This window comes from Candidatus Velamenicoccus archaeovorus, assembly GCF_004102945.1.
Taxonomy (GTDB): domain Bacteria; phylum Omnitrophota; class Gorgyraeia; order Velamenicoccales; family Velamenicoccaceae; genus Velamenicoccus; species Velamenicoccus archaeovorus.
This window is the reverse complement of the sequence record NZ_CP019384.1, coordinates 1,254,568-1,277,572: the sequence shown is the minus strand read 5'-3', so window position 1 is coordinate 1,277,572 and position 23,005 is coordinate 1,254,568. Positions and strand designations below refer to the sequence as shown.

Annotated in this window: 23 protein-coding genes and 1 tRNA gene; all 24 read left to right on the top strand. The window is 55.5% G+C overall.

Annotated elements, in window-relative coordinates:
* Positions 1 to 24: 24 nt before the first annotated feature.
* The 24 genes from BU251_RS05775 to BU251_RS05660 all read left to right on the top strand — a co-directional run bounded on the left by BU251_RS05775 (position 25) and on the right by BU251_RS05660 (position 22,963).
* Positions 25 to 852: a PHP domain-containing protein gene (locus BU251_RS05775; RefSeq protein ID WP_128700094.1), complete on the top strand. Its 828-nt coding sequence runs from the start codon at positions 25 to 27 to the stop codon at positions 850 to 852.
* On the top strand, positions 834 to 1,922 hold the full coding sequence (gene ribD, locus BU251_RS05770; protein WP_128700092.1) for a bifunctional diaminohydroxyphosphoribosylaminopyrimidine deaminase/5-amino-6-(5-phosphoribosylamino)uracil reductase RibD: 1,089 nt from the start codon (positions 834 to 836) through the stop codon (positions 1,920 to 1,922). Before BU251_RS05775 ends, ribD begins: the two co-directional genes overlap by 19 nt.
* A gap of 9 nt (positions 1,923 to 1,931) precedes the next feature.
* Positions 1,932 to 2,525 carry a riboflavin synthase gene (locus BU251_RS05765; protein WP_128700090.1) on the top strand — a complete coding sequence of 198 codons (594 nt, stop codon included), beginning with the start codon at positions 1,932 to 1,934 and terminating at the stop codon, positions 2,523 to 2,525.
* 229 nt (positions 2,526 to 2,754) lie between these two features.
* Positions 2,755 to 2,829, top strand: a tRNA-Pro gene (locus tag BU251_RS05760).
* Positions 2,830 to 3,148: 319 nt separating this feature from the next.
* Complete coding sequence (locus tag BU251_RS05755; RefSeq protein WP_128700088.1) at positions 3,149 to 3,421, top strand: acylphosphatase; 273 nt, start codon at positions 3,149 to 3,151, stop codon at positions 3,419 to 3,421.
* Positions 3,422 to 3,424: 3 nt separating this feature from the next.
* A complete protein-coding gene (locus BU251_RS05750) occupies positions 3,425 to 4,153 on the top strand; it encodes a metallophosphoesterase family protein (protein WP_128700087.1) in 729 nt (242 codons plus the stop codon).
* Positions 4,154 to 4,163: 10 nt separating this feature from the next.
* On the top strand, positions 4,164 to 6,167 hold the full coding sequence (ligA, locus tag BU251_RS05745) for an NAD-dependent DNA ligase LigA (RefSeq protein ID WP_128700085.1): 2,004 nt from the start codon (positions 4,164 to 4,166) through the stop codon (positions 6,165 to 6,167).
* Entirely contained in the window at positions 6,164 to 6,679 is a 516-nt protein-coding gene (locus BU251_RS05740) for a hypothetical protein (RefSeq protein WP_128700083.1), read from the top strand. The genes ligA and BU251_RS05740 overlap by 4 nt, the downstream gene beginning before the upstream one ends.
* Complete coding sequence (locus tag BU251_RS05735) at positions 6,676 to 7,260, top strand: MBL fold metallo-hydrolase (RefSeq protein ID WP_128700081.1); 585 nt, start codon at positions 6,676 to 6,678, stop codon at positions 7,258 to 7,260. The genes BU251_RS05740 and BU251_RS05735 overlap by 4 nt, the downstream gene beginning before the upstream one ends.
* Before the next feature lie 2 nt (positions 7,261 to 7,262).
* Entirely contained in the window at positions 7,263 to 8,147 is an 885-nt protein-coding gene (gene xerD, locus BU251_RS05730) for a site-specific tyrosine recombinase XerD (RefSeq protein ID WP_128700079.1), read from the top strand.
* 49 nt (positions 8,148 to 8,196) lie between these two features.
* Positions 8,197 to 9,507, top strand: coding sequence for a CCA tRNA nucleotidyltransferase (locus BU251_RS05725; protein ID WP_128700077.1), 1,311 nt, complete (start codon positions 8,197 to 8,199; stop codon positions 9,505 to 9,507).
* A 480-nt stretch (positions 9,508 to 9,987) separates the two neighbouring features.
* Complete coding sequence (gene rbfA, locus BU251_RS05720) at positions 9,988 to 10,404, top strand: 30S ribosome-binding factor RbfA (RefSeq protein WP_128700075.1); 417 nt, start codon at positions 9,988 to 9,990, stop codon at positions 10,402 to 10,404.
* Positions 10,358 to 11,323, top strand: a complete 966-nt coding sequence (locus tag BU251_RS05715; RefSeq protein ID WP_128700073.1) for a DHH family phosphoesterase — start codon at positions 10,358 to 10,360, stop codon at positions 11,321 to 11,323. Before rbfA ends, BU251_RS05715 begins: the two co-directional genes overlap by 47 nt.
* Entirely contained in the window at positions 11,320 to 12,012 is a 693-nt protein-coding gene (gene truB, locus BU251_RS05710) for a tRNA pseudouridine(55) synthase TruB (RefSeq protein WP_128700071.1), read from the top strand. Before BU251_RS05715 ends, truB begins: the two co-directional genes overlap by 4 nt.
* Positions 11,954 to 12,919 carry a riboflavin biosynthesis protein RibF gene (gene ribF / locus BU251_RS05705; RefSeq protein WP_164908885.1) on the top strand — a complete coding sequence of 322 codons (966 nt, stop codon included), beginning with the start codon at positions 11,954 to 11,956 and terminating at the stop codon, positions 12,917 to 12,919. Before truB ends, ribF begins: the two co-directional genes overlap by 59 nt.
* A gap of 754 nt (positions 12,920 to 13,673) precedes the next feature.
* Entirely contained in the window at positions 13,674 to 14,114 is a 441-nt protein-coding gene (mraZ, locus tag BU251_RS05700) for a division/cell wall cluster transcriptional repressor MraZ (protein WP_128700067.1), read from the top strand.
* A gap of 23 nt (positions 14,115 to 14,137) precedes the next feature.
* A complete protein-coding gene (locus BU251_RS05695; RefSeq protein ID WP_128700065.1) occupies positions 14,138 to 14,500 on the top strand; it encodes a PilZ domain-containing protein in 363 nt (120 codons plus the stop codon).
* Between the two features lie 96 nt (positions 14,501 to 14,596).
* A complete protein-coding gene (gene rsmH, locus BU251_RS05690) occupies positions 14,597 to 15,493 on the top strand; it encodes a 16S rRNA (cytosine(1402)-N(4))-methyltransferase RsmH (RefSeq protein WP_128700970.1) in 897 nt (298 codons plus the stop codon).
* Between the two features lie 85 nt (positions 15,494 to 15,578).
* The gene (locus BU251_RS05685) at positions 15,579 to 15,974 is read left to right on the top strand and encodes a hypothetical protein (RefSeq protein ID WP_128700063.1); all 396 of its coding nucleotides are present in this window, start codon (positions 15,579 to 15,581) and stop codon (positions 15,972 to 15,974) included.
* Positions 15,975 to 16,040: 66 nt separating this feature from the next.
* On the top strand, positions 16,041 to 17,753 hold the full coding sequence (locus BU251_RS05680) for a peptidoglycan D,D-transpeptidase FtsI family protein (protein WP_128700061.1): 1,713 nt from the start codon (positions 16,041 to 16,043) through the stop codon (positions 17,751 to 17,753).
* Complete coding sequence (locus BU251_RS05675) at positions 17,746 to 19,200, top strand: UDP-N-acetylmuramoyl-L-alanyl-D-glutamate--2,6-diaminopimelate ligase (protein ID WP_128700059.1); 1,455 nt, start codon at positions 17,746 to 17,748, stop codon at positions 19,198 to 19,200. The genes BU251_RS05680 and BU251_RS05675 overlap by 8 nt, the downstream gene beginning before the upstream one ends.
* A 44-nt stretch (positions 19,201 to 19,244) precedes the next feature.
* Positions 19,245 to 20,618, top strand: a complete 1,374-nt coding sequence (locus BU251_RS05670) for a UDP-N-acetylmuramoyl-tripeptide--D-alanyl-D-alanine ligase (protein ID WP_164908884.1) — start codon at positions 19,245 to 19,247, stop codon at positions 20,616 to 20,618.
* A complete protein-coding gene (gene mraY / locus BU251_RS05665) occupies positions 20,619 to 21,710 on the top strand; it encodes a phospho-N-acetylmuramoyl-pentapeptide-transferase (protein WP_128700055.1) in 1,092 nt (363 codons plus the stop codon).
* Positions 21,707 to 22,963: a Mur ligase family protein gene (locus tag BU251_RS05660; protein ID WP_128700054.1), complete on the top strand. Its 1,257-nt coding sequence runs from the start codon at positions 21,707 to 21,709 to the stop codon at positions 22,961 to 22,963. The genes mraY and BU251_RS05660 overlap by 4 nt, the downstream gene beginning before the upstream one ends.
* The last annotated feature ends 42 nt before the right edge of the window (positions 22,964 to 23,005 follow it).

Here is a 23,005-nt window from a genome sequence, read left to right as displayed (position 1 = left end):
GGGCCTTCCTTCAACCATGGTCTCATGATGAGATTTGCCGATCTTCACATCCACACCCATTTTTCAGACGGTACGTATTCTCCCGAGCGGCTTGTCGAAGAAGCTATCGGCGCCGACCTTTCCTGCATTGCCATCACCGACCATGATAATATATCCGGCATCGCGCCGGCGATCCGGGCGGCCGGTGGCCGGCTGGAAGTCCTTTCGGGGATCGAGATGACGGCGGAACGCGACGGCGTTGAGATCCACGTCCTGGGGTATCTCATCGATGATACGCACAAGCCGTTTTTGGCGATGCTCAAAAAGATGCAGGAGGTGCGGGTCCGCCGTATCCACGAGATGTGCCGCAAACTTCAACATCTGCATATGCCCGTGGATCCCCAGGAGATCTTCGATTTGGCGGAGCCGGGAAGCGTGGGGCGTCTGCACGTGGCGCGCGTGCTCGTGAACAAAGGGTATGTGGCGACGACGGGCGAGGCTTTTGTGAGGTTTATCGGCGACAAAGGGCCGGCTTATGTGGCGAAATTCAAGATGACGCCTAAAGAAGCCATCCAGTGGATCAGGCGCGTGGGCGGCATCCCGGTCCTGGCCCACCCGTATCTTTTGCCCTCCAATATTGTTATCGAAGATTTTGTCAAAGACGGGATCATGGGGATTGAGGCTTACTATTCGGAGCATACCGAGTCCCAGCGTAACGAATTCGAGAAGATGGCGGATAAGTTCGGTCTCCTGGTGACCGGCGGGTCGGATTGCCACGGGGAGGCCAAGAACGAAGCCAAGATCGGACGCGTGCATCTTCCGTATGTTTATGTGGAAAAATTAAAAGAGGTCCAATGCAGGCTCAAGTCCTGAACGCTTATATGCGCCGGGCGCTGGAGCTTGCGGCCCGCGCCAGGGGAAAGACATTTCCGAACCCTCTTGTGGGCGCCGTGGTTGTTAAAAACGGCCATGTCGTCGGCGAGGGGTTTCATCATAAGGCCGGAGCTCCGCATGCCGAGGTCCTGGCGCTTAAAGAGGCCTCAGGGAAGGCGCGCGGCGCCGCATTATTCTGTACCTTTGAGCCCTGTTTTCATTTCGGCCGGACAGCCCCTTGCGTCGATGCCGTTATCTCTTCGGGAATCCGGGAGGTTTATATCGGCTCCAAGGACCCTAATCCGTTGACCTGCGGTAAAAGCATCCGTCTGCTGCGCCGCCGGGGCATTCGTGTGGCCGTCGGGATCATGAAAAAGGAGGTTTTCCGCCTGAATGAGCCTTTCTTTTGCGCCATGCGCCGTCAGCGGCCGCTCGTGACCCTGAAGGTCGCCGCATCTCTCGACGGCAAGATCGCCACCAGAAGCGGCCGCTCGCAATGGATCACCTCTCGCGCCGCGCGCCGCCATGCGCACAACATGAGAAAATATTACGATGCGATCATGGTCGGTATTGGGACGGTTCTAAAAGACGATCCAGGCCTTGAGGCTGGCGGCGGCCACCGCCTGACGAAGATCGTCGTGGATTCATCCCTGAGGTTGCCGTTATCAGCCCGGCTGCTTAAGACGCGCCAACCTGTGGTTGTCGCGACGGCCACACACAATAAGGTCAAAGAGAAAGCCCTTTTGATGCGCGGGGTCAAAGTTCTCCATACGAAAAGAAACTCCGGAGGCGTCGATCTGGCCGATCTTTTGAGGCGTTTGCATGCCATGGATATCCGCCATCTTCTTGTCGAAGGCGGAGCGGCCCTGACAGGCGCCTTCCTGGATGCGCGGCTCGCAGATAAGATTGTGTTTTATTGGGCGCCGTTGATCATTGGGGGCCGCCAGGCGCTGGGGGCATTGGGAGGGCGCGGAGTGGATACACCGCAGAAGGCTGTGAGTCTTAAAAGAATGACCATGGAACGGATCGGCAGGGACTTTTTAATCGAAGGCGAATTGGTTTATTCTTAAAGGGTTTCCATGTTTACAGGGATCATAGAAGAGATTGGGACTGTCGTTGGTGTTCAGAAGAAGGCCGGATGCATCCGTTTGGGCGTTGAGGCCGCCTTGGTTGGTCAGGACGCCAAGGTGGGAGACAGCGTGAGCGTCGACGGTGTCTGTCTGACGGTCGTCGAAACAAGCTCCGGCAGGCTTGATTTTGACATCATGCCGCAGACCATCAGCCTTTCGACGCTGAAAGCCGCGCGGCCCGGTGTGCGCGTCAACCTCGAACGCGCCATGAAAGCCCAGGACAGGATCGGAGGCCACATTGTCAGCGGCCATGTGGACGGCGTGGGCGTGATCAGATCCAGAAGGGTGACGGCCGGCCAGAAGACCCTTTGGATAGCCGTTCCTCCTTCATTGCTGAAGTATATCTTTTTGAGAGGATCCATAGCCGTGGATGGCGTCAGCCTGACGGTCTCCGGAAAGAGAGGCGGGTGTTTTTCTGTTTCTCTTATCCCGCATACGGCAGGGGCGACGACCTTGGGGAAGAAGACATCGGGCTCTCAGGTCAATATCGAGGTCGATATGGTGGCCAGGATGAGTCTTGATAGCGGCCGGAAAGTGAGCTAGGAACCTACGTTCGCCGCCATTGTCAGCAATCAACCTTTGTGTTAAAATATTTTGATTTAAAATAGACCTTTGATGTTCCAGAGACAAAATTTTCCGGGGAGTAGCGCAGTCTGCCACTAACGCTTTGGCGGATTTCGCTGGATAAAATATTAATGTGCTCAACTTGGCATGGACCCATAGGGTTGAGAGTTCTGTTAATGCGTGGGTTTTGTAGGATAAGCGTTTATTTCGGGGAGTAGCGCAGCTTGGCTAGCGCGTTTGGTTCGGGACCAAAAGGTCGTGGGTTCAAATCCCACCTCCCCGACAATTTTTTCCGATAAGGAAAAAATTGTCGAGTACTTGTGAGGCCGTCGCGAGCCGATAAGGCGAGCAGGCCGAACAAGTGCCGACAACCTTAGCGTATCTCTTGATAAAGAAAAATTTGTCGAGTACGGAATTCACTGCAAGACTCTGCCGTCTTGCATCGTGAATTCCGGTGCCGACAACCTTAGCGTATTTTCCGACAAGGAAAAAATTGTCGAGTACTTGTGAGGCCGTCGCGAGCCGAGTGCGCAAGCCTCCTCGAAGAGGACAAGGCGGGCAGGCCGACTCGGCTCCGGCGCCGCAACATTTTTTCCGACACCATGACAAAACGGCTGCATGCCATATTTCGCGGCCAAGTCCAGGGGATCGGTTTCCGCTATACAGCCAGGTCCCTGGCACAGCCGTCTCACATTGCCGGCTGGGTCAAGAATTTAAGTTCCGGCGATGTGGAGATTGTCGCCGAAGCGGACGAAGAGTTGCTTAAAGATTTCTTGCGTCATATTGAGGATCATCTTTCCGGCTATATATCCGACAAGACAGTTGATTGGCAGTCTGCCACGGGCGAGTTTAAAGGTTTTGAGATTGCTTTCTGAGACATGCGTTATGCTATTTTTTCGGATGTTCACGCGAATCTCGAAGCCCTTGAAGTTGTGTTGGACCATTTGGCAGGCGTGGATATCGGCCGGTATTTTTTTGTCGGAGACATCGTCGGTTACGGCGCTGACCCGTCGGCCTGCATAAGGCTTTTGGCATCGCTGGGCGCCGTCATGGTTTGCGGTAACCATGACTGGGCTGTTTCCGGAGATTTGACGACTGATTATTTTAACGAAGCGGCGGCCGCAGCTGTTGAGTGGACGAAAGAAAGGCTTTCTTCGTCGGAAAAAAAGTTTTTGCACGGTCTTGCGCTCGTGCAGGAAGAAAGCGATTTCTGTCTTGTGCACGGGACGCTGGATCATCCAGAGGCCTTCGATTACATGACGGACCGGCATCGCGCCGCCAAGACTTTTTATACCCTGAAAAAAAGCATTTGTTTTGTGGGACATCTGCACCAGGCCGGGATTTTTGCCGAGACCTCCGATGGCGTCGTTGGTATTCCGGCGTCCGGCAGCAAGAAGCTTGATAAACGCGAACGCTATATCGTCAATGTCGGCAGCGTCGGTCAGCCGCGTGATGGGGATCCCAGGGCCTGCTTCTGTATCTTTGACGGCGCCGACCGCACCCTTGAATTCCAGCGGCTGGATTACGATGTGAAAAGGGCCGCAGATAAAATTAGGGCGGCCGGCCTTCCGCAAACCCTGGCCAGCCGTCTTTACGCCGGCAGGTAATCTTTTTCTTATGGAAGCCAAGAAAGAAATAGAAAAACTGCGTCGAGAGATCCGGCACCACGAGTACCAGTATTACGTGCTCGACCAGCCGGAAATATCCGACAAGGAATACGATGACCTTTTGAAGAAGCTGGGGGATCTGGAGGCGAAGCATCCTCAGTGGGCGGCGCCGGATTCCCCGACCCGGCGCGTCGGCGGCGAGCCGGTGGCCGGCTTTGCGACCGTCCGGCATCGCCGGAAGATGTATTCCCTGGACAACGCCTATACGTTCGATGAAATCATGGAGTGGCGCCAGCGCGTCGCCAAAGCGCTCGGGGCGGCCGGCACGAAGGTCGAATTTCTGGCGGAGCTCAAGATTGACGGCGTCAGCGTGAATCTAACCTATGAGAACGGCGCTTTGGCCATCGGGGCCTTGCGCGGGGACGGTGAGACGGGGGAGGATGTGACGTCGAACATCAAGACGATCCGCGCCATCCCGCTTGTCCTCATGGACGGCCCAAAATCGCTCATCGAGGTCCGCGGGGAGGCGTTTATGTCCCGCAAGGATTTCCTGGATATGAACAGCGAGCGCAAGGATAGCGAGCTGCCTCTGTTTGCCAATCCGAGGAACGCCACGGCGGGGACGCTTAAAACCCTTGATCCGAAGGTCGTTTCCCGGCGCAGGCTCCTGTTTTATGCGCATTCCCTGGGAGATTGCGCGCCAGGGATATTTGTTTCCCAGAAAGATTTTATCGACAAGGTGCGGTCCTGGGGCGTTCCGGTCAATCCGCAGTCGAGGGTTTGCGCGGACATCGAAGAGGTCATGGATTTTTGCCGCACGTGGCAGGAGAAACGCAATACCCTGGATTACGAGATTGACGGTATCGTGATCAAGGTCAATGCCTTGGATCAGCAGCAGCGGCTCGGTGAAACCTTGAAAAGTCCCCGCTGGGCCATGGCCTATAAATTTCCCGCCCAGCAGGCGACGACGAAGATCAGGCGTATTGCCGTCAGCGTCGGCAGGACGGGCGTCCTGACGCCTGTGGCCGAGCTGGAACCCGTCGCTTGCGCCGGCGTGACCATCAGCAACGCCACCCTGCATAATTTCGACGAGATCGTGCGCCTGGGGGTTCATGAAGGCGACCGGGTGCTTTTGGAGCGCGCCGGCGACGTCATCCCGAAGGTCGTCAAAGTCGTTGCGCAGGCGCATACGGGCGCAAAGAAAAGTTCTTATGTTCCGGTCAAGTGCCCTTCCTGCGGCGCCGCCGTCATCAAGGAGAAAGAAGAAGAGGTGGCTTATCGTTGCGTTAATCCCTTATGTCCGGCGCAGGTGGAGCGTCGTCTCATCCATTTTGCGTCCCGCGCCGCCATGGATATCGAAGGCATGGGGGAGGCTGTTGTCCAGCAACTTGTGCGTCAAAAGCTCGTCAGGGATTTTTCCGATATCTATCACTTGGCAAAAAACGATTTTTTGAAGCTGGAGCTTTTTAAGGAGAAAAAAGCACAGAACCTTTATGAGGGCATTCAGCAGAGCAAGGGCCGGCCGCTCTCCCGTCTCCTTTTTGGTCTAGGCATCCGTCATGTCGGGGAAAAGGCTGCAGAGGTCCTGGCGCGGACATTCGGCACCGTGGATCGCCTTGCAGAAGCGACCCTTGATGATCTTCTCAATATCCATGAAGTGGGGGAGGCGATCGCCTCATCCGTCCATGATTTTTTCCACAGAAAAGAGACATCCATCCTGATCGGCAAATTCCGCCACGCGGGTCTCAATATGAAAGAGCCGGGCAGGCAGGTGTCTGCCGCGCTGGCCGGCAAGGCCTTCGTTTTTACCGGCGAACTGAAACACCTGACGCGGCGCGCCGCCGAAGAGCTCGTGACCTCCCGGGGGGGTACGGTCACTTCGTCCGTCAGCAAAAAAACAAGCTTTGTTGTCGTCGGAGAAAACCCGGGTTCAAAATATGACCAAGCCCGAAAACTCAATGTTTCCATTCTTGATGAAGAGGCGTTTCGCCATATGACAGGAGAGAAGAGATGAGATTATTGATCAGGGGTATGACGGTGTGTCTGGTTTTGATGTTTATCCTGCAGGCTTCCGGCTGCGAGACCCTGCGCAAGAAATTCACGCGCAAACGCAAGACGCAGACTTCCAATGAGGTCATGGTCGTCTCACCGAGGGATTATGGCGCCCATCCGTTTCCGAACAACGTGATGTACAAGCAGTATTTCGCGTATTGGAAGTCGTGGAACCAGGAATTGGTGACGGCGCTCAACGACAGGGCATCGGACAAGAAAGTCCTGGAGTGTGTCAACCAGTCGCTCATCAATCTCGAGAAGATGATGACGTACCTGAAGGACGATCAGGCCGCCGCGTTGTCCGTTTATGCCAAGCAGACGCAGGCCCTTCAGAGGCAGATCCAGTCGAAGCCTGGGTTGTCGACGGAGGATGCGCGCCGTTTCCGCTATACGGCCGAGAGGATCTTGAGCTGCGTCAACAGGGAATTCGACTCGACAAAGATGAAAGCGCATCTTAAACCTGATCCATCATGAAGGTTTTTTCCGTTGTTGTCGGCGAGCTGAAGGCGAACTGTTACATCGTGTCAAACAGCCACGGCCGCGCTTTTGTGATCGATCCCGGAGATGACGCCGGCAAGATCAGGCGTTGCCTTGAAGACAATGGTCTTGAGGCCCGTTTCATCGTGAATACCCACGGTCATATCGACCATATCAAGGCGGATGTCGCCCTGGGGCTCCCTGTCTATATTCACGAGGAAGACCTGGAGATTGTGTCGGATCCGGCGAAGAACATAACGACGATTTTTTTCGGCACCTTTGAGCCCGTCGCCCAGGCGCGTCTTTTGCGCGACGGCGATAAAGTGACATTGGATGAGTTGACGTTCACCGTGATCCATACGCCGGGACACACGCGAGGGTCGGTGTGTCTTTTCGGGCACGGTGTCCTGTTTTCGGGGGACACGCTTTTCCGCAACGGTATTGGAAGGACGGATTATCCCGGAGCCAGCAGCCGTAAGATCGAGGAATCCCTGGTGCGTTTGAGCCGGCTCGCGGCCGAGACGATCGTTTATCCCGGCCACGGCCCGCAGACGACCATCGGCCGTGAACTTGGGTGAATATGGACAAACATGTTGAGCTTTTTTTGGATTACCTGAGCGTTGAGCGCGGACTATCGAAGAATACGATCCTGGCCTATCGCAGCGATCTCAAGGATTACACCGGTTTTCTGGAGGCTGTCTCAAAAAAGAGCGTCTCCGCTTCTTCCCGCGAGGACATCCGCGATTTCATGCTTCATCAGAAAGACAAAGGTCTTTGCGTGAATTCGATCTCGCGCGCCCTGGCCGCCCTGCGCATGTTCTATCGTTTCTTGGCACGGGAGAAGCTGATCAAAAGCGATGTCTCCAGCTATATCGATTCCCCGAAACTTTGGAAGAAGATCCCCGATGTCCTGAACCTCGACGAGGTCGAGCGCCTCATTGAAGCCCCGGACCTCAACACGCCGCAGGGGGTCAGGGACCGGGCTATCCTGGAGGTGATGTATGCGACGGGGATGAGGGTTTCTGAGGTGGCCGGCCTTCGTCTGACGGACCTTAATGCGGATGTCGGTTTCGTGCGTTGCCTGGGAAAAGGGAAAAAAGAAAGGATCGTCCCCCTGGGGACAAAAGCTGTGGCTTCGGTGGCGCGCTATCTGGAAAAGGTGAGGCCGCGGCTGGCCAAGAGCGGCGCCCAGGAGCTTTTCCTAAACCGTTCAGGCAGGCGGATCTCGCGGGTGTCGCTTTGGAAATTGATCAAAAGGTATGCCAGGAAGGCGCGCATCAAAAAGCCCATCCGGCCGCACATCCTGAGGCATTCATTTGCCACACACCTTCTGGAGCGGGGGGCGGACCTGCGCTCCGTTCAGGAGATGCTGGGGCATGCGAACATTTCGACGACGCAGATCTATACCCACGTCAACAAGGACTGGCTGAGGTCGATCCATAAGACGTACCATCCGAGAGGGTAAGGATAGCTTTAAGCGGCAAGTTTTAAGCCCTAAGCCGAAAAATAAGGACATGAAGAATGTGCTGACTCAAAAACTTAAAACATTGCCGGCGCCTATGGCCGGTTTTATCTCGCAGGCGGGAGATCTCGCGGATGAGATGGGGCTTCGGGCTTATCTTGTCGGCGGTTTTGTCAGGGATCTTCTGCTGGGTAGCGGTCATTTCGATATCGATCTTGTTGTCGAAGGCGACGGCATCCGTTTTGCCCAGGAGTGCGGCCGCCGGCTTTCACTTAAAGTTGTCGCGCACGGTCATTTTGGAACGGCGACCCTGCACGGATTGGAGGGTTTCAAGGCGGATATTGCGTCAGCGAGAAAAGAGATTTACGAGAAGCCCGCCGCACTGCCGTGTGTTTCGAAAGGCGGGATCAAAGATGACCTTTTTCGGCGGGATTTTACCATCAATGCCATGGCTATCGGCATCAACCGGCATTGTTACGGCGAGATTTTCGATTTTTACGGCGGCCGCCGGGATTTAGAGAGCAAAACGATCCGCGCCATGCATCCGTTGAGTTTTATCGATGATCCAACGAGGATCTTGCGGGCGGTGCGCTTTGAGAAGAGGTTTTCGTTCCGCTTGGAGTCCCGCACCCTTTTGTGGATCCGCCAGGCCCTGGCGCGCCGGATGCTTTTTTGCGTCCAGAAGCACCGTCTGCGCGATGAATTGATCTTGATCTTCAAAGAACGCCGGCCTGTGCCTGTCCTTAAACGGCTTTGGGGGCTTTGCGGATATTCTTTTATATCGCCGGGGCTGGTGTATCGGGAGGGCTGGAATGCGGCGCACACAAGGATGCAGAAGGCGGCATGCTGGTTCGCCGCGCATGCGGCCCATAAAAGGTCTCTTGATACCTATGTGATGTTGATGTGTCTCTTTTTTGAGGGTTTGGCATTGAGGCGTCTCAAAGAGACGATGCTGGCGTTTGCTTTTCGTAAGGGCGAGAGCCGCAGGGTCCTGTCCTACAGAAAGGACGCCGCCGTTTTGGAGCGCCGGTTGGCGAAACAGGACCTTAGGCCCAGCGAGGCCTATCGTCTCTTGGAACCGCTGGCTTACGAGGTTGTCGTTCTGGTCTATGCTTTGAGCGCGAAGAAACGGGTTAAAGACCGGATCCGGGATTATCTTGTTGTCCATCACGGCACGCGGCTGCACGTGCGCGGGGAAGACCTGGCATTCCTGGGGTTCAGGCCGGGGCCGCATTTCAAGAAGATCCTGATGGCTATCCTTTACGCAAAAGTGGATGGAAAGCTAGAAGGAAAAAACGAGGAGCTCGCCCTGGCCAAGAAGATGATGGTGCGTTTATCCCGATGTGCCCCTGTTTGCCGGTAGGCAGGGTTATGTCCGTGGGGCTCCAGGGAAAAGCGCAGGGTCCTGGCGCATGTCGTCACATGTTGCGGGCGAATATCACGAATGCACCATTCTCAACTATGAAACGGAGTTTTACTGAGCCTCCGATAAATAATGGGCACATTTGGAGGCCCAGATTTGAGACTGATGTAAGGCGCGACGACGAAGGCGTGTCCTCTGCGACACGTCGAGGAGGAGCAACGCAGCAGCAGGCCAAAGATGGGCCTCCCCCTCGGGGCTGGATCCTCTTTAAAATGGAATGCGGAGATCCTTCCCTTCTGGGCTGGACCCTCCTTGAAATGGAGTGCGGAGGTCCGCTCTTTCTGGGCTGGACGCTTTTGGGCTACGACGGCGTCGTTCGTCCTTGGCGTAGTGCTGCGACTACGCCGGCGTCCTCGCTCCTTGTCTCGCTCCAAAATCGTCGCAGCCAAATGGTCCATTATTTATCGGAGGTTCAGTAACATGAGCAGAAAAGACAAAGTGGCCGGGGAGATCAAGAAAATCGTCAGCACCACGATCCAAGAGGAGATACGAGATCCCCGTTTGGGATTTACTACGATCACGCGCGTCGAGGTGACGCCCGATTTAAGTTTTGCGCGTATTTATTTCAGCGTCTACGGCAGCCCGGAGCAGTGGGAGGAGACCCTCAAGGGCCTCGAGCATGCCAGCGGTTATATCCGCCGTGCCTTGGGACAGGAATTGAGCCTGAGATTTGTGCCCGAGATCGCCTTCAAGGCCGACCACTCGCCGGAATACAGCATCATGATCGAACAGCAATTACAGGAGATCAAAAAACTGGAACAAGAAACCGCTCAACCGAGGAAAAAAGCCCGTGGTCCCCAAAAAACTCATCGCAGAACTAAAGAAAAAGAATCTTAAAGTTTTTGTCGTCTCCGCCCATGTCCACCTCGAAGGGGATGCCTTGGGGTCTGAGCTCGCCGTCGCCAGCCTCCTGCGGCGGATGGGCAAGACGGTCTATTGTATCAACGACGATGAAGCACCGGCGGAATATCTTTTTATGCCGGGCATCCGGACGATCAGGCGCGGGACCGTTTTTCCTCCTTATGACGCCGCGGTCCTTGTAGATTGTTCCGATGCATCGCGTATCGGAAAGCTTTCGAGATCCATCCGGAAGGATAAGCCGCTCATCAATATCGACCATCATATCAGCAATACTCGTTTCGGAAGCATGAATTGGGTGAATCCAAAGGCATCGTGCGCATCGGAGATGGTCTACCAGCTTTTTGAGGCGCTCGACGTACGGCTTAGCAGGCCGGAGGCTATTCTGCTCTACACGGGTATCCTGGCCGATACGGGCTCTTTCCGTTACGCCTCGACGTCCGCCGAAACCCACCGGGTGGCCGCTCATCTTCTGGAGTTTGGTGTGGATGTTTACGGCATCTACCAGAGGCTCTATGAGAATTTTTCCTACGAGACTGTCAAGGCTTTAGGCGGTATCGTGCGGGGGATGCGCCGCGACCGTACCGGCAAGGTCGCCTGGGTTCAGGTGCCGGCGGCCCTCGGCAAAAAATATCCCGTTTTATCGGAGCAGACAGATGAGATCATCCGTTTTGCGCGGGCCGTCTCCGGCGTCGAGGTGGCTCTTCTTTTTAAAGAGATCGAGCGGGGCCGGGAGGTGCGCGTGAATTTCCGTTCGCGGGGGCGCGTCGACGTCAATGCCCTGGCGCACGGATTCGGCGGCGGCGGCCACAGGATGGCCAGCGGCTGCACATTGAGGGGCGCTCTCAAGGGCGTTATCGCAAAGGTCGTCGCCGCGGCGGCCAGGCGGTGTCCATGAAGAACGGCATCCTCGTCATCGACAAGCCGTCAGGCGTGACGTCGCACGATGTCGTTGATATGGTACGGCGCAAGCTCAATACCAAGCGCGTGGGGCACAGCGGGACCCTGGATCCCGTCGCAACAGGGATTCTTGTCATTCTCGTCGGTAGCGCGACGAAGCTTTTTTCGAAGTTTGTCCATTTTGACAAGGCCTATGAGGCGACGCTGCATCTGGGTGAGGTGACGTCGACAGGGGATACCGAAGGGCGCCTCTTGTCCCAGAAAGACCCGTCGCATATTACCGAGGAGGAGGTCCGTCGCGTGTTCGCTTCATTCATCGGCGAACGCCTGCAGGTGCCGCCCATGGTTTCCGCGATCAAGCACAAAGGCCGCCGGCTTTATGAGCTGGCGCGCAGAGGTATTGAAGTCGAGCGCAAGGCCAGGCCGATCCGTATCTACGATTTGCAGATCGTCCGGATGAAATTGCCGGATATCGATTTTTTCGTCAAGTGTTCCAAAGGGACCTATATCAGGCGGCTGGGCGAGGAGATCGGCGAAGTCCTGGGTGTCGGAGGCGTGATTTCCCGGATCCGCCGCGTGGCCCTCGGTCCTTTTCATATCCAGGATGCGATCACGACCGGAGAGATCAATGAGGATCGTTTACGGGATTGGCCCGGGCTTCAGACAGACAGCGCCGCGGCGCGATAAAGTCATTACCGTCGGCGTCTTCGACGGCGTCCATCGCGGGCACCAGTATATCCTGGGCCGTGTTGTTGCCGAGGCGCGCGCCCGCGGCCTGAAGAGTGCGGTCGTGACATTTTCTCTTCATCCTTCCCACCTGGTGCGCCGCCATGAAAAAACCCCTCACTTGATGTCTCTGCGGCATAAACTGCATTACTTGGCCGAGGCCGGGATCGATATCTGTTATGTCTTGGATTTCAACAGGTCTTTGGCCGCCATGCCCCCCGAGGATTTCGTGGCGAAAATCCTGATTGGGCGCATGGGCATGGCCTCTCTTTATGTGGGCGAAGATTTCGTTTTTGGGAGGGGGGGGCGGGGCAGCGTGGATGACCTCAGGCGTTTTTGCCGCAGGATGGATTTTTCCCTTCACGTGATAAAACCGCACAGGATTTCCGGCGGTGTTGTCAGCAGCACCGTCATCCGTTCTCAGATCCGCCGGGGGGATCTTGTTGCGGCACAAAAGTTTCTCGGCCGTCCCGTCGCGCTCTTGGGGCGCGTGATCAAAGGAGACGGCCGCGGCAGGCTTCTTGGTTTTCCGACGGCAAATATCTTGGCGGAACACGAAGTCCTCGTCCCGGATGGGATCTATGCCGCCTGGGCCCTATGCGGCGGCCGCGCCTATGCGGCGGCCGTCTATCTGGGAACGCGGCCGACATTCTACGCAGGAGACAAGCGCCATATCGAAGTGTTTCTGATCGGGGCCCGGCGCAACGTTTACGGAAAGATGATGGAAGTCCGTTTTGCGCGCAGAGTCCGGCCGGACCGCAGGTTCCCGGATGCGGGCAGGCTTATAAGCCAGATCAAAAAAGATATTCAACAGGTCAGAGGCATTCTTTCCTCGAGTTCCAAACCCCGGATGTTCGCATCGTTCTGAAACGCTCCTCTTAATCCCTGCGCCAGAATTCCCTGCCCGCTTGGGCGGGCGAGGCTATGCCCGTGGATTGGCTTTGTCTTGCAGACAAAGCCATGGCGGAACAGGGACGTCACCCCACGGCCGCCCCTGATTGGAAGTCAGGGGCAGGCCCGAAGGGCGGACCGTGGAAACAAAAAGGCCAACAGGCCTGCCTTTGGCCTCAGGCCAGGGCGAGCCCTTGGGGCTCCAGAAACACCCCATCCAGCTGTCTATATCCAGTTCTTTTTTTCTTCAGCGCGGATCCTGCGCTCCTCCAATCCAACATCTTGTAACATAATAACTTTATCCGCCTTCGCACAGCCGCCTTGGACGAGCCAGAGAGCCTCTGGCTGGAAAACCACGGGTGTGAACCCGTGGATGCCCTCCGGCTTTTAGCCGGCGAGGCCTCGCCAAAAGGCGGAAATGCAGGATAGGTGCGCTACGGCCCGCCACCCTGCGGCGGGCGAGGTCCCGCCGAAGGCCGGATGAGATGTCGTTCGATCGCTGGAAGGCGGACAGATACTACGGCTCGCCTCTCGGCGAAGCCGAGGGCTGTAAAGCCGCGGGATTCCATAAAAAATTAAATTGAATATTTCTTGACAAAGTGGGGGATTTTTTCTATACTTTGGTTACGAGTGGAGGAGAGTGGAGGGAAGTGGGAATCCATTTATATTTTTATTTATTTCAGTTTCATTTTTTGCGCACAGCGCATTAACAGAATCGAACAAGGATAGATATGTTTTACGGCGAATACGCTCATGGGATCGATAACAAAGGACGGCTGATCCTTCCGTCGCGCATCCGGGAGGTGGCAAAGGCGCACTTCGTCGAGAAATTCTATTTGACCCGCGGTCTCGATAAATGTTTGTTTATGTTTTCCGAAGAAGAGTGGCGTTCCGTCGAGACCAAGTTCAAGGCGCTGCCTTTTACGCGCCAGGATTCCCGGAAATTCAACCGTTTGTATTTTTCCGGCGCGATCGAGGTTGCTCCCGACAAACAAGGCAGGATCCTTATCCCGGGTTATCTCAAAGATTTCGCCGGCATCAAGAAAGACGTCGTGATCATCGGCGTCTCCAGCCGCGTTGAGATCTGGGCCAAGGAAGCATGGAATGAATTCTATCAGGCGAACCTGGATTCTTTTGAAGAGACGGCGGAAAAGCTGATCGAGAGCCAGTAGGTTTATCACGAAAGGGCGTGACGATGAAGACGCAAACCATGGTTTCCCGCATGGAAACCGCTGCCGGCAGCGATAACAGGATTTTTTACCGTAATTCCCTGTTCAACGTCAAGACGCAGGTCAAGAACGTCAATACCGGCGAGAGGCTTGAGGCGTTTGTCAAAGATGTCAGCGGTTCTGGGATGGGGCTTGCGACATCCCGCGTTTTTCTTCCAGGGACGATCTTCGAGATCGCCCTGGAGATCCCCGACGGTTTCGGTCCTTTGAAACTCCTGGGGCGCGTCGTCTGGTCCAGAGAAATGGATGCCCTCGGCTGCAGGACGGGCGTCGTCGTTTTGAATCCCAGGTTTATGTCGGTGTCGCGGATCCTTAAACTGTTTTTCTGATTTGCATCTTGGAGAGACCCCATGATGTGGTCTCGTCACAGCGGATGTGTCGGCGTGTTGGAGAGAGAAGCTCGTCCAGAAGGAGGCGATGAAGCCATGCAGGAGTCGCTTCATAAGCCGGTGATGGAAGAAGAGGTCCTGAGGTTTATCCACCCCAGGGACGGCATGGTTGTCGTGGATGCCACCCTTGGTCTGGGCGGACACGCCGCCGCCCTGGCCGCGCGCCTGCAACCGTCCGGCCGGCTGATCATGATCGACAAAGACGAGGAATCCATCGCCGCGGCCAAAGAGCGTCTCCAAAAGAGCCGCCCGCGCTGTGATTTCGTCCATGACGATTTCCGTCGCATCGACAGGATCCTGGATCGGCTCGGTATCGAAGGGGCCGATGCGTTTCTGTTCGATCTCGGCATCTCGTCTTTTCAGCTGGATAATCCTGTCAGGGGTTTTAGCATCAGGGCCGAAGGCCCTCTGGATATGCGCATGGACCGCAGCGGTTTTATCTCGGCGTATGATCTCTTGAACAATTTGACGGAAGAGGAGATCGCCTCTATTCTTTGGAAGTTCGGAGAAGAGAGATTCTCCCGCAGGATCGCCCGCAGCATCGTCAGGGTCAGACAGGATGGCCCTATCACATCGACAAAGGAGCTGGTAGACGCCGTCCTGCGGGCCCTGCCGTACAGATCCCATTTTCAACGTATCCATCCGGCGACGCGGACCTTTCAGGCCCTGCGGATTGCCGTCAACAGGGAATTGGATTCTTTGGATGAGGCCCTCAAGAAAGCGGCGCTTTACCTTAACAAGGGCGGCCGTATCTGTGTCATTTCGTTCCATTCCCTTGAGGACAGGATCGTCAAAGAAAATTTTCGCGAATTGGTGAGGACGGAGCGGTTCCGTCTGGTATTTAAAAAGATCATGCGGCCGACTCCGGAGGAGATCGGCCGTAATCCGCGCAGCCGCAGCGCAAGAATGAGGGTCATTGAGAGGATTAAATGAGGCGCGCCGCGGCGCCCGCGGCATGCCTTATGATGAAGCGGCCCCTGATCCGCGCCGAAGGACGCGGGATACTTCACTGAGACACATGAGAACATCACGCTGCATCCTTTATACCGCCATCGTCACGGTCCTGAGCCTTTTTTATGTCTTTCAGCAGACGGAAATCGTCAAGCTGGGGTACAGGATCACGCGTGCCGAAAATGTGCTGGAGTCGATGCGGGATCGCCGGACATCCTTGGAATTCACGCTCACAAGCCTCGAGTCGCCCTCGAATCTGGACAAGAGCCTTTTTATGAACAATAATAACCAATACGAGATGGCGCAGAGCTTTAAGTTGGTCAGGGTCGCGCCTTCCAGAGCTCAAGGGATGCGGGTAGCCGCCGGTACAAAAAGGGGGTTTGCGCCGTTTTCCTTCCTGAAGCGTCTGGCCAGGCAGAATATATTCGCACCCAGCCAGGCCGAGGCCAAGACGGTTAAGTGATCCGGAGTTTTTGTCTTGTTAAATTTTTAAACTTATTGCCTTTGCCGGCCCTTTTGGTCCGTATACGTGTTTTTAAAAATCAAATCTTCGCGAATCGCGCTCGTCTTCGTCGTCTTTCTAGGGCTGCTTGTTTTTTTCCTCATCCAGCTGATCTCGATCCATCTCTTCCGTTCCGCTTTTTTGCTTAAACTCGCGGCTAAACAACAGACATATTACGTGGAGCTTGAACCCAAGCGCGGCGATATCTTTGACCGCAACATGAGGCCGATGGCCGTTAATGTCGCCACGTTTTCCCTTTACGGCGTCCCTCCTCAAGTCAAAGACAAGGCGCGCACGGCCCGCATGCTGCATGAGGCCTTGGGGTTGGATGAAGGTTTTGTCCTGGAGAGACTGAACCGGCCCAAGCAGTTCGTCTGGATTGCCCGTAAGCTCGACTGGCAGGTCATGGAGAAGGTGCGGGCGTTGGATATCGACGGTCTCCACTTTCTCAAGGAGAGCAAGCGTTCCTATCCCCATGCGAAGATGGCCAGTCAGGTGATCGGCTTTGCCGGCCTCGACAACCAGGGGCTTGATGGTTTGGAGATGAAGTTCGATTCCTATCTTAAAGGGACGCCCGGTTGGACATTTGTTCTACGCGACGCCCGCCAGAGGGATTTGACGATCGCCGATGCCCTGCAGCCTCCTGCAGACGGCTATTCGCTGGTTTTGACCATCGATGAGGTCGTGCAGTATATTGCAGAGAGGGAAGTGGACAAGATATTCCAGAAATACCGCGCCAAGGGAGCGATGGCTGTTGTGTTGGATGTCAAAACAGGCGAGATCCTGGCGCTCGTCAACAGGCCCGCTTACGATCTGAACGCTCCTTCGTCTTATCCGGTGGAGGCCAGGCGCGACAGGGCCGTCACGGACTATTTCGAGCCGGGGTCTGTTTTCAAGATCGTCACGGCCTCGGCGGCTCTCGATGAAGGCAGGTTTACGGAGGAAGACAGGATTTTTTGTGAGAATGGGGAATACCGCGTGGCCAATCATACGTTGCACGATGTGCATCCTTACGGCAGCCTGGCTTTCCGTGAGGTGATCGCCCAGTCCAGTAATATCGGCACAACAAAGATCGCCCAGAAGATCGGGCCGGCGGCGGTTTACAAATATGCCAAGAATTTCGGCTTTGGGGCCACGACGGCCAGCGGTCTGCCGGGGGAGGTGGGCGGCGTGCTTAAACCTGTTTCTGTCTGGTCGAAGACGTCTATCGGAGCGGTCCCGATCGGCCAGGAGGTTTGCGTCACGGCCATACAGTTGGCGGCCGCCATAGCCGCCATCGCCAACGATGGCCGTTATATGAGGCCGTATGTGGTTCAGGCTATCGTTGACAGACATGGGGAAGTCATCAAGGAATATGGTCCTGAGGAAGCCCGGCAGGTTATTTCGCCAGAGACATCGAAGAGGATGCGTCAGATCCTGGCCAGTGTCGTTGAAGCGGGGACGGGAAAGATGGCGCAGTCAAAGCTTTACCGGTTTGCCGGCAAGACGGGCACGGCCCAAAAGGTGGAAGCCAACGGTACATATTCCCATTCGAAGTTCGTCGCATCTTTCATCGGTTTTGCGCCGGTGGATGATCCGCAGATCGCCGTTGCCGTCATCGTCGACGAGCCCAGGCCTTATTATTACGGCGGCGTCGTCTCGGCACCCGCTTTTAAGATGATCGCCGAAGATGTGTTGAAATACAGGCAGATGACCCAAGAGGATAAGATCATTTCTTCTATGGATAAATCCGATGCGTGATCGAGAGCTTTTTAGAAATGTCGCGGTCAAAGCCGTTATCGGCCGCCTGGACGATGTTGATATCAACGATATCGTTTCGGATTCGCGCCGTGTTCACAAAGGCGCGCTTTTTGTGGCCTTGCGGGGACCCCGGCAGGATGGACATGTCTTTGTCGAAGAGGCCGTCCGCCGTCAGGCTGCCGCTATTGTTCTGGAGGACAGGGCCCAGGTTCCGCCGGTCCCTCAGGTGCCGTGCGTCGTGGTAGGGGATTCTTTGAATGCCTTGGTCGTCCTGGCCAAGAATTTCTTCGGAGATCCCTGCCGTCACCTGAAGCTGGTCGGCATCACGGGGACGAACGGCAAGACAACTGTTTCCTATCTCATCAAGAGCGTCCTGGAGGCCGCAGCCAGGCCATGCGGCCTCATCGGGACGATCGGCTATCAAGCGCGCGACAAGAATGTTGCCTTGGGGAATACGACGCCGGGCCCCCTGGACCTGCAGAGGATCTTTAAGGAGATGGAAGCAGCGGGGGATGTCTATGTCGCCATGGAGGTGTCTTCCCATGCCCTTCATCAGGGCCGCGTGGCCGGCCTTTCTTTTTGCGCAGGCGTTTTCACGAACCTGACACAGGACCACCTGGATTACCACAAGGACTTGGAGGATTATTTTCATGCCAAAGGGAAGCTCTTCAGGGAATCCTTGAGCGCCGGCGGCTGGTCGATCGTCAATGCAGACGATGCCTACGGCGCCAGGCTTATCGTTGTTTCCCGGGGCCGCGTCTTGCGATATGGCTTGTCGAAGGGCCTCGATGTGCAGGCGACAGGTTATGAACTTTCGGCGCAGGGTTCAAGGGTCTCTGTCTCTAGCCCTGCGGGTGCCCTGGAATTGGAAACGAAGCTGATCGGAAAACACAATATCTATAATATCCTCGCCGCCATTTCTCTCGGTGTCTCGCAGGGTGTAAGGATGGAAGATATCCGCCGCGGGATAGAAGCGGTGACGCGGGTCCCGGGCCGCCTGGAGAGGGTCACGAGCCCGCGGGGTTTCCATGTTTTTGTCGATTACGCCCATACGGAAGATGCATTGAAAAATGTTCTTGAATCTTTGCGCGCTATCGCCCATAATGGCAGAATTATCACCGTCTTTGGCTGCGGAGGGGACCGTGACCGCACGAAACGGCCGAAGATGGGGCGTGTGGCGAGCACGCTGTCCGATTATTGCGTGGTGACCTCCGATAATTCCCGCAGTGAAGACCCCCAGGCTATTATCCGGGATATTTTGAAAGGGATGGGACGGGATAATTATCTTGTGGAACCGGACCGCTTGGAGGCGATCCGTCGTGCCATGGATCTGGCCAGGCCCGGAGACCTCGTTTTGGTCGCAGGCAAAGGGCACGAGGCTTATCAGATCACGGGCGATAACGTCGTTGCTTTCGACGATATGGAAGCGGTCCGCAAGAACCTTTAGGGGGTCTCCCTGCGGGTCCGATGGCAGGCACAGCAGGATTTCCGATGTTCAATTTAAAAGATATTCTGGAGGCGACAGGAGGGACACTGCAGAGCGGAACGCCAAAGATGCGTTTTGCGGGCGTTTCCATCGATAGCCGTACACTCAAGCCTAAAGAGATATTCCTGGCGATCCGGGGGCAGAATTTTGACGGTCATGACTTCATTCCCCAGGCGCTCAAGCAGGGCGCCGCAGGCGTCATTTATTCTGCAGCAGAAAAGACCCCCAAGGTTAAGAAGGATGTCGCCAGCGTTTATGTTCCCAACACCGTGATGGCCCTCGGTGCCCTTGCCCGTTACCACAGGGAGCGTTTTGATATTCCTGTCATCGCCATCACGGGTTCCAGCGGCAAGACGACCACCAAAGAAATGGTGGCCTGGGTGCTGTCGGCCAAATACAAGGTTCACAAGAATCATGGGACGCAAAATAACCTGATCGGCGTCCCCTTGACGCTCTTGAGCATTCAGTCCCAGCATGACCTCTGCGTCATCGAGCTGGGGACCAATCGCAAGGGCGAGATCCACCGCTTGACACAGATCGCCCAGCCAAATCTCGGCATCATCACGAACATCGGGCCGGCTCACCTGGAGTTTCTTGAAAATATCAAAGGGGTTTATAAAGAGAAGATCGAACTGGTGCGTAACCTCGTTTCGCCCGGCATTGCCCTTTTGAACAAGTCGGATATCGCGCTGGCGAGGCTCAGCCGTGTCAAGACGCGTCCTATCTTTTTCTATGGCATCAACCGGGATTGTGAATTCAACGCGACAGAAATCAACTACAAGCCGGACGGGATTTCTTTTCTGTTCAACAACAGCCATTTCATGGAGATCAGGCACTGCGCCCTGCATAACGTCAGCAATGCCATGGCCGCTATCGCCTGCGGATTGTTTTTTGGGCTGGAGATCGGCGCTATCCGTGAGCGCATCAGGAGCTTCGATTCTCCGGAGATGCGTCTCAAGGAGATACGCCTCGGCCGTTGCACCGTGATCGACGATTCCTATAATTCCAACCCTCAATCGCTCAAGCAGGCTATTGATGTGTTGTGCCGCCACAGCCAGGAGGGAGGGCGCAAAATCCTGGTCATGGGGGATATGATGGAGCTCGGGAGCAAATCTCAGGAGTTCCATGCTTATTTCGGGAATTACATTTCTAAGAAACCCATCGATATTTTGGTGACGATGGGGTCTTTTTCCAAGTGGACGTCGGAAAGCGCCCGCAAGAGCGGCATGCGGACGGAGGCGATCGTCCATTGCGATGATTATCCGAAGGTCCTGGAGTTCCTCGGGGCGAATGTCAGAGAAGGCGACATCCTTTTGATCAAAGGGTCGCGCGCCATGAAGATGGAGAGGATCGTTTCATTCATGAAGGAGCGAGGATAGATGCTATATTACCTGCTTTATCCCCTCAAAGATTATTTTCCAGCCCTGAATGTGTTCAAATACATCACCTTCCGGGCCAGCATGGCGGCGATGACGACCTTTTTCTTCTGTCTGATCTTCGGCAGCCGCATCATCCGTAAACTTGCCGAGCTCCATGTCTGCGAGCATGTCCGTCAGAAACAGGAGGTCCACGCCCTCTACGACCTGCATCATCACAAACAGGGGACCCCGACCATGGGTGGCATCCTGATGGTCTTGTCGACCATTGTGGCGACCCTCCTGTGGGGAGATCTTCAGAATAATTATGTGCTCTTGAGTTTGCTGGCGCTTCTCTGGTTGGGTTTTGTGGGATTTGCCGATGACTATATCAAGCTTAAATACAAGCGTTCCCAGGGATTGAGCGCCAGGGCCAAGCTTGTCGGACAGCTTCTTTTGGGGGTCATTGTCGGTGTCGTCATTTATCTGAATCCCGATCTTTCGACAAGCATCGACGTGCCTTTTTTGAAGAACGTCTCTTTCGAGCTGGGTGTGTTTTATATTTTTTTCGTCATCCTGGTAATCGTGGGAACATCCAACGCGGTCAATCTCACAGACGGGCTTGACGGCCTGGCGACGGGGTGTGTCTTGATGGTCGTTTTTTCTTATGGGATCCTCACCTATTTGACAGGACACCTGCGTTTCAGCCAGTATTTGTTTATCCCCTATATCGAAGGCGTCGGAGAATTGACGGTGCTCTGCGCCGCCATCCTGGGCGCCTGCATGGGGTTTTTGTGGTTCAATTGCTATCCGGCATCCGTCTTTATGGGGGATGTCGGTTCGCTGGCCCTGGGCGGATTTATCGGTCTGACCGCCGTCCTCATCAAAAAAGAGCTTCTCTTGGTGATCGTCGGCGGCGTTTTCGTGATCGAGGCGCTCTCGGTGATCCTGCAGGTCGGGTCTTTCAAGCTGCGGAAAAAACGCATCTTTAAAATGGCGCCGTTGCACCACCATTTTCAGATGATGGGATGGTCGGAATCCAAAGTGATCGTGCGGTTCTGGATCATCTCGGCCATCCTGGCGCTTTTTACCCTCACGACCCTTAAGATCAGATGATATCCTATCAGGACAAAAAAGTGACGGTCGTCGGCCTGGCCCGCAGCGGCCTGGCAGCCGCCAGGCTTTTGAAAAAACTTGGGGCGGATGTCACGGTAACGGAGGCGAAGCGTTCGGAGCAGTACGAATGCCTGGCCCGCGAGCTTGGCGAAGAAGGCGTCGTTGTCGAGCTGGGGGGGCATAGCCGGGCGGCTGTCGCAGGCCGCGATCTTTTGGTGTTAAGTCCCGGCGCTAGACTGGATGCCTTGCCTGTTGTCTGGGCCGGTGAGGAACATATCGAGATTGTCAGCGAGCTGGAGTTGGCTGCAAGTGTCTGTCCGGCGACCATCATTGCCATCACGGGAACCAACGGCAAAACGACGACAACAACGCTTGTGGGAGATGTCCTCAAAGCGGCCGGGCGCAGGGCCTTTGTCCTTGGGAATATCGGCATGCCTTTTTCGGCCAAAGTCCTCGAGATGAAGAAGGAGGACTATGTTTCCCTTGAGGTCAGCTCTTTTCAACTGGAGACCATCCATGCATTCCATCCTCGCGTCGCCGTTATCCTCAACTTGACGCCGGACCATCTGGACCGGTATCGCGATGTCGCCGACTACCTGGAAGCCAAAAAACGTGTTTATATGAATCAGGATCGCGCCGATTGGCTTATCCTGAATGAGACCGATGCGGCCCTTCGGGCCCTTGCGGCCGAGGCGCCTGCGCGCGTGTTGTTCTTCGGCAAAAATGCTCAGGATGCCGAATTCGACCAGAACCAGCAGGCGGTGTTGGCTGTGGCTGCGGCGCTTGGGTTGGACCGCCGCGCGTGTCTTGAGGTTTTTAAGAATTTCAAAGGCGTAGAGCACCGCATAGAATTCGTCAGGGTTCTTGACGGCGTGGAATATCTCAATGATTCCAAGGCGACGAACATCGATTCGACCGTTTGGGCGTTGCGCAATATCAAAAAGCCTGTCGTCCTGATTGCGGGCGGCCGCGACAAAGGGAGCGATTTCGCATCTATCGGCGAGCTGGTGCGCCAAAAGGTGAAATTCGTTGTTCTGACCGGGGAGGCCAGCGACCGCATTGCGGCCGCCTGGCATGATGTTGTGCTCCTGGAACAGGTGACGACATTTGAGCAGGCGGTGCGGCGCGCCCGTCAGCATGCGCGCACGGGCGATTGCGTCCTGTTTTCGCCGATGTGCAAAAGTTTTGACATGTTCACCGACTACGAGCATCGCGGCCGTACCTTTAAAGAGATCGTCGGCCGATTGAGATAGACTATTTCTCCGGCCTTGGAAGCGGCTGTTTTTGGCCGCGAA